Source organism: Streptomyces aurantiacus, from assembly GCF_001418335.1.
GTDB classification, from domain to species: Bacteria; Actinomycetota; Actinomycetes; order Streptomycetales; family Streptomycetaceae; genus Streptomyces; species Streptomyces aurantiacus.
Genome location: NZ_LIPP01000484.1, coordinates 1 through 2080 on the forward strand (window position 1 = coordinate 1; position 2080 = coordinate 2080).

Sequence of the window (2080 nt, forward strand, 5' to 3'; positions counted from 1 at the left end):
CCGATTCCACTGCTCGCGCCGGTGACGACGGCGATACGGGACGCGGTGGCGGGTGCGGTGGGTGCGGCGGCGGTCATGGGGTGCTCCTCGCGGGAGGGGGCGGGTGCGGCGACTCGCTCGCCGCGCGCGCTCGCTCGTACGGTCGATTGCTTCCCGGTCAGGATATGCGGGCCGGATGCGCAATCGATTCGGGTGCGGGTCGTGGGGGCTTGTCGCGCAGTTCCCCGCGCCCCTTGGGTCCCCGGGGCACCTGGGGTGGGAATAGTTCGGGAGGGGGGCTCGTTTGTGGGTATAGTTGAATCGTAAACAACCTGCGGAGGATGAGTCAGACATGCAGTTCGGGATCTTCACCGTCGGCGACGTCACGCCGGACCCCACCACGGGCCGGACCCCGTCCGAGCACGAGCGGATCAAGGCCATGGTCGCCATCGCGCAGAAGGCCGAGGAGGTCGGGCTCGACGTCTTCGCGACCGGTGAGCACCACAACCCGCCGTTCGTGCCGTCGTCGCCGACCACCATGCTCGGCTGGGTCGCCGCCCGCACCGAGAACCTCATCCTCTCCACCTCCACCACCCTCATCACCACCAACGACCCGGTGAAGATCGCCGAGGACTTCGCGATGCTCCAGCACCTGGCCGACGGGCGCGTCGACCTGATGATGGGGCGCGGCAACACCGGCCCGGTCTACCCCTGGTTCGGCAAGGACATCCGGCAGGGCATCAACCTCGCCGTCGAGAACTACGCCCTCCTCCACCGCCTGTGGCGCGAGGACGTGGTGACCTGGGAGGGCAAGTTCCGTACGCCCCTGCAGTCGTTCACCGCCACGCCCCGGCCGCTGGACGGCGTACCGCCGTTCGTCTGGCACGGCTCGATCCGCTCGCCGGAGATCGCCGAGCAGGCCGCGTACTACGGTGACGGGTTCTTCCACAACAACATCTTCTGGCCGGCGGACCACACCAAGCAGATGGTCGAGCTGTACCGGTCGAGGTACGCGCACTACGGGCACGGCACGCCGGAGCAGGCGATCGTCGGGCTCGGCGGGCAGGTGTTCATGCGGCGCAACTCGCAGGACGCGGTGCGGGAGTTCAGGCCGTACTTCGACAACGCGCCGGTGTACGGGCACGGTCCGTCCCTGGAGGAGTTCACCGAGCAGACTCCGCTGACGGTCGGCTCGCCGGAGCAGGTGATCGAGAAGACGCTGGCCTTCCGGGACTACGCCGGTGACTACCAGCGACAGTTGTTTCTCCTGGACCACGCGGGGCTGCCGCTGAAGACCGTGCTGGAGCAGATCGACCTGCTGGGCGAGGAGGTCGTGCCCGTGCTGCGCGAGGAGTTCGCGAAGGGGCGCCCGGCCGGGGTGCCGGAGGCGCCGACGCACGCGGCGCGGGTTGCTGCCGCTGCCACGGCCGACGCTGCCGCTGCCGCTGCCGGCGAGGAGGTGACCGCGTCATGAAGCTCGTCGTCGTGTCGGCGGGGCTGAGTGTCCCGTCCTCCACGCGGCTGCTGGGCGACCGGCTCGCGGCGGCCGTCGTGGGGCGCGCCCCCGCGGCGGCTCCGGCCGAGGTCGAGGTGGTGGAGCTGCGGGACCTCGCGGTCGAGATCGCGCACAACCTCACCACCGGGTTCCCCGGGCCCTTGCTCGGTGCCGCGCTGGACGCGGTGGCGTCGGCGGACGGCCTGATCGTCGTCACGCCGGTCTTCTCCGCCTCGTACAGCGGACTGTTCAAGTCGTTCTTCGACGTCCTGGACCGCGACGCGCTGTCCGGGACGCCGGTGCTGATCGCCGCGACCGGTGGATCGGCACGGCACTCGCTGGTCCTGGAGCACGCGTTGCGGCCCCTGTTCGCGTACCTGCGGGCGGTGGTCGTGCCGACCGGGGTCTACGCGGCGTCGGAGGACTGGGGCGCGGAGGGGCTTGCCGAACGCATCGAGCGGGCGGCGGGGGAGCTGGTCGCGACGGTTCGCCCTGCGGGCGGCTTGGCGGCGGCGGGACGGGGCGAGCCCGTTCGGGTGGGGGGCTTGGACGTGGTTCCCTTCGCGGAGCAGCTCGCCGCGTTGCGGCCGGAGCAGGCCTGAGGGC

General features: G+C 71.1%; 2 protein-coding genes. Both read left to right on the forward strand.

Going from position 1 to position 2080, the window contains the following annotated elements:
* The first annotated feature begins 331 nt into the window (after positions 1-331).
* Positions 332-1453 (forward strand): LLM class flavin-dependent oxidoreductase, encoded by a 1122-nt coding sequence (locus tag AOK01_RS39220; protein ID WP_055520308.1) that lies wholly within the window; start codon positions 332-334, stop codon positions 1451-1453.
* Positions 1450-2076 carry a CE1759 family FMN reductase gene (locus AOK01_RS39225; RefSeq protein WP_055520310.1) on the forward strand — a complete coding sequence of 209 codons (627 nt, stop codon included), beginning with the start codon at positions 1450-1452 and terminating at the stop codon, positions 2074-2076. The genes AOK01_RS39220 and AOK01_RS39225 overlap by 4 nt, the downstream gene beginning before the upstream one ends.
* Positions 2077-2080 lie beyond the last annotated feature (4 nt).